4 protein-coding genes are annotated in these 4,573 nt (G+C 36.9%); all 4 read right to left on the bottom strand.

Annotated elements, in window-relative coordinates; translation table 11 throughout:
* Nucleotides 1-952: 5-methylcytosine restriction system specificity protein McrC (locus AC22ZQ_RS12635; RefSeq protein ID WP_318959127.1), on the bottom strand; the 952-nt coding region annotated here is incomplete at its 3' end.
* Entirely contained in the window at nt 949-2,517 is a 1,569-nt protein-coding gene (locus tag AC22ZQ_RS12630) for an McrB family protein (RefSeq protein ID WP_318959126.1), read from the bottom strand. The genes AC22ZQ_RS12635 and AC22ZQ_RS12630, both read right to left, overlap by 4 nt.
* Nucleotides 2,518-2,526: 9 nt before the next feature.
* A complete protein-coding gene (locus AC22ZQ_RS12625) occupies nt 2,527-3,630 on the bottom strand; it encodes a DNA cytosine methyltransferase (RefSeq protein ID WP_318959125.1) in 1,104 nt (367 codons plus the stop codon).
* Nucleotides 3,631-3,684: 54 nt separating this feature from the next.
* Nucleotides 3,685-3,915 carry a hypothetical protein gene (locus tag AC22ZQ_RS12620; RefSeq protein WP_318959124.1) on the bottom strand — a complete coding sequence of 77 codons (231 nt, stop codon included), beginning with the start codon at nt 3,913-3,915 and terminating at the stop codon, nt 3,685-3,687.
* Nucleotides 3,916-4,573 lie beyond the last annotated feature (658 nt).

Genomic DNA, 4,573 nt, shown 5'->3' with positions numbered 1-4,573 from the left:
GGGGATCTAAAAATTGCTTCTTACCTTCATCATTACCGTCAAGAATTGAAACGTCATGTCCAATATGGCTCTTGTATGCTCTCGTTGTATTCAAGAGAAATTGCTCAAAGATGTTTTCCATATCAACAACAAAGCTGCTCAAATTCAGCGCAGTTCCTTGATTGTCAAAATCTATTCCAGTACCTGTAATTATTAACCGGCAAACTTCTGAAATATTGATATAGTAACTTCGCAGCAGTGGTATCTTGTCGTGCTTAATTATGTCGAACGCTTCTTCGAGAAAGTTCGAGTTGCTTGGAAATTCCACCTCTTTGAACCCGTCATAGAACTGGATTAAAGGCTTATATATATGATCTTTTTTGAGAAATTCAGACGGAAGGTTAACTAGACAGTAATGAATAGTAAACTTTATAAGCTTGTTCAGAGGAGTATTTAAGGAGTGTTCAAAAAAATAAGAGTAAGCTTTATGAAATTTACCATGCCCCCAAAGTTTTCTTATAGAATTTGCAGTATCCAAGCGACCTTTTATCTTTGAAAGTTCATCATTCTTACGTAAATACTCCTTGTAAATGCCTTCATCATACAAAGTTTGTAACTCTGAAATAAGACTCTCTACTAGAAACTCATAGACTATTTCTGGAGCGTTTTCTTTTTCGTTATATTTCCGAGAAAAGTAACTAAGTGAGCGAAATTTCCCCTGTGCAACTGACACCATTGTCGTGAGATTTTTTATAGAAAACTTAGGTCTGATGTCTATCGCTAGCTCTGTTGTTACGGGTATAACACCAATATAGCCTTTAGCTGCAAGGCTAAGCTTATTTTCTCTAGGCTTATAATCAATGCTAAAATAATTTTTGACTTGAGGGAGAATATTTAGCTTTCCACCCTCTTTGATAATTTCTGATATGTCTACGTCAATTGGAGAACGCTCGGTTCCCGTGAGGATTTTCACTTAATTTTACCCTTACCTTCCTCACTAACAACTTCTAAATAAGAGTTTCGAACTTCCTTAAGGGCATCTTCTTTGTACTTAAACATCTTCTCTAGAATAAACTTTAACTTATGATTCCAGAGAATAATCAAATCCTCTTCAGATTTTATATCTTTGAAGTAAGTATGTCCGAAACCATGTTCTGCATATCTGTTAAGAGTATTAAAAAAATTCACTATTTTTCCAATTACAGGCCCACTCACTGAGTTTTTAGTCAAAAATGATGTCAAAATATCTCTATTTGGAGCTAACTCAATAATTTCAAACCTTCTTTCCATTGCTGCATCTAGGTCGATAACTGATTTATCATATGGGTTCATTGTTGCCAAAATTATCACATTTTGGGGGACGTAAAATTTTTCCTCGGAATAAGGAAGTATGAACTCAATGTCTCTATAGTCAGCTTCTATGTATGTCAATAATTCGCCAAATATTCTACTTGGATCACCGCGAGTGAACTCATCAATAATTAGATAATAATTGTTATCAATGTCATTTTTGGCTTTTAGGCAAAGATTAACAAAGGTTTTAAACTTAGGCTTGAAAAGAGGTTCGGTTCCACCTATCGATCCCGTTGCAACTAGCCCCTCAATGAAATCTTCATATGAATATGATTGATGAAATTGTACTCGAGATATCCTGTTAAAATCACCATCAGTTAGCTTCATTGCAAGCTTAAGTGCGTACCAAGTTTTACTTGTTCCGGGAGGTCCACTTAGAAGAATACCTTTCGAACCACGCTCTAAAAGCTTAGTAGCAGATACATAAACTTCATCAGCATCGCTTAAGTTATTCTCAAGTACATGAGCCTTCTCTTTTACTGTACTTTCGTCAGTGGCTTCTGCTTGTAATGAAAGAATTATTCCTAGATTTGCTTTTTCATTTGCTAGATGAGTTGAACACATACTCATTACATTAGCTAACTCAGAATCTGTAGGGACAAGAAGGTTGGCAATGTTAGATGGGTAGATTGTTTTAAGCTTGTTGTCTAACTCTGCTACAAGTTCCGATGAAGAAATCTTTTCGGAAGTGAAACTAAAGTTTTCACCTCGAAACAGCCAAAGGACAAGGTAAGCTCTAATCTCTTCAATGTTGAAAGCTGATTTTAAGTTCTCATTAATATCTTTTGTCAGACTGACTACTTCATTATCCATATGAAGCAATGCTTTTGGACGACCGGGATATTCAACGCTATGTGAGCGGCTATCTTTTAATCTGGTTGTAAAAAAGTTGCTACGAACGCCATAATCGCTACGTTCTGCGAAATCTAAGTCAAAGTCAACCGTATAATTCCCTTGCTCGTCTAATGCTACAATTCTACTAACTGCTTTGATAAAATCTGCTCTGGCTTTGTTCTCGTTGACTTTAAGATTCACAAGCTCAGTATTATAACTTTTCATGAGTTCGCAGGAAGCTAGTAAGTGGCGTAAAGCACTGACTTTTTCTTGTCGAGATTTGCCTATAGAAGGGTCGATATTTTTTAACCCCTTGTAGGCGGTAAGAACAAATTCCTCAGAAAAGTACATCCATGTCTCCTACAATGATAGAGGTACAGTTTGATTACTGATTGGCTGATTAACGTTGAGTAATGTACTTTCTACTTTACTTCTCTTCAACTCGGCAACAGCAGTATTCTTGAAATAGTTTTTCAATTGTAAGCCAATTTTTTGAGCAATTAGCGGTGGCACTGCATTTCCAATTTGTTGATACTTAGATTTCACAGTTCTACCTTCGAATATAAAATCATCCGGAAATGTTTGAAACCTAGCAATTTCGCGAACTGAATAAATTCGGTCTTTTGTCGGGTGCCAGACCCCGGCATTTTCAGGCTTAAATGCTGCTGTAATCGTCCCCTGAATTTCATTTCGAGCATATCGTCGGAAGAAATTTGGGTAATGATACTTAACCATATTGTCTCTAATTTTCTTCCATCTTTCAGGTAGCACGTCATAAGAGAGACTTTTCCAAGATCCACCTTCAGGAATCATTGATCCATAATGCAAAGCTTGAGGATTTAGCTTCATTATCTCCGTTTGATTGGGTAAATTATCGTTAATACCTTTTAAGGTAGCCTCGATAGACAAATCTTTATCATCAACAATTTCTGGAAATACATGATCAATGTAGTTAACATTTTTTATCGCAATTAGAACTAATCGGATTCGATTCTGTGGAACACCAAAATGACTTAGGTTTAGCAACCTGTAGGTAACGTGATATCCATAGTCACTTTCTAATCGGTGCACTAATTCATCTATTAACTTTCCATTTTCTGTTTTAGTGCTGAGCAATCCTCTAACATTTTCAAAAACAACAGCTTTGGGTGACAACTTCTCTATAAATTTGAATGTATACTCATAAAGCATTCCACGCGGATCACTAGTGCCTTTTCTCGAACCCGCGTTTGAGAATGGTTGGCATGGAAAACCGCCTACAAGTACATCAGTATCCTCTATGCTCGGCACATCGTATTTAGCGATATCCCCTCTATTTATGGGGCCAATATTTTTTTCGTAGGTGTCACATGCATCCTCATCGATATCATTGGCCCATACAATGTCATAACCAGCCTGCTTAAAGCCCAGATCCATACCGCCGCATCCAGAAAAGAGGCTCACTACTTTGTATTTGGAATCCATATTAGTACTCATATTCAGTTTCCGGAAAGGTTTGTGCGCTGTACATATATACAGTTATTTGTTCGTTTTTCCAATCTTTTTAGCTACTTCGAAAAGATCTTGTTGAGTTCCAACGATATTTTCTTCCACGAAAGCTTTCATAAATTGTCTTAATACTTGAGAGGCAGGCAAATCCTGATTTTTGCATGCCGTTAAAAAGTCATCATGTAGCTCAGGTTCAACCCTGATTCTCAAGGCCGCGGATTTCATTGCTGTAGATCCAATGTGATAACGACGTGTGTCCAAAGTGTACACATCAGCAAGCAGTCTGTCTAATAACTAGTTTTATTTTTTCTTAATCTTTGAGCTTACGGCTAAAGAAGCCTGCGGAATTTTTTTGATCGCTAAATTTGAAGAATTCCATGCAGGGTGAATCAGAAAAACCTTTGAGGGGACCATGACAGATATACCAAGTTGTAAAGCCGACACACTGAATAAATCGATAGGAGCTGACCTAGTTTTTTATTACTTATTTGCTAATCCAGTCTGTTTCGAAGATGTTGATATTGGAGGGAGCAGTTAATTTTTATCCCCTGATATCGCGGTTTATTGAGGGCGTCAGAGGTTATAGCCCTCCATCAGACATAATACCCTCAAATTTTGCGTTTTTAAATTTGAGTATTAGTTGCTGTTGGTGATAACCTAAGAACATTGGGGGTTCACTGAAAAGTGAAACAGTTTAGTAAAAATAAGCCCTAGTCGAATTTAGATATATAGTGTTAAATCAATTGGTTATGTGTTATCTTTTTGAGGTAGATGAGGATTCGAATCCCTCTCTCTCCGCCAGATTTGACCCCAGTAAATTGATTTTACTGGGGTTTTTTATTTTCTTTAACTCTAGCATGCCATTAAGTGTACCATTTTGCGTCGGCTTCAATTAGTCCCGCAATAATGGCAAATATGT

The organism is Lishizhenia sp., assembly GCF_057456495.1.
Note: the sequence above shows the minus strand (reverse complement) of the source record. Positions and strands in the feature narration are given on the sequence as shown.

Coding starts and splice junctions, on each gene's coding strand:
- AC22ZQ_RS12625 (WP_318959125.1), bottom strand. CDS start 3,630: ATGGATTCCAAATACAAAGTAGTGAGCCTCTTTTCTGGATGCGGCGGT.
- AC22ZQ_RS12630 (WP_318959126.1), bottom strand. CDS start 2,517: ATGTACTTTTCTGAGGAATTTGTTCTTACCGCCTACAAGGGGTTAAAA.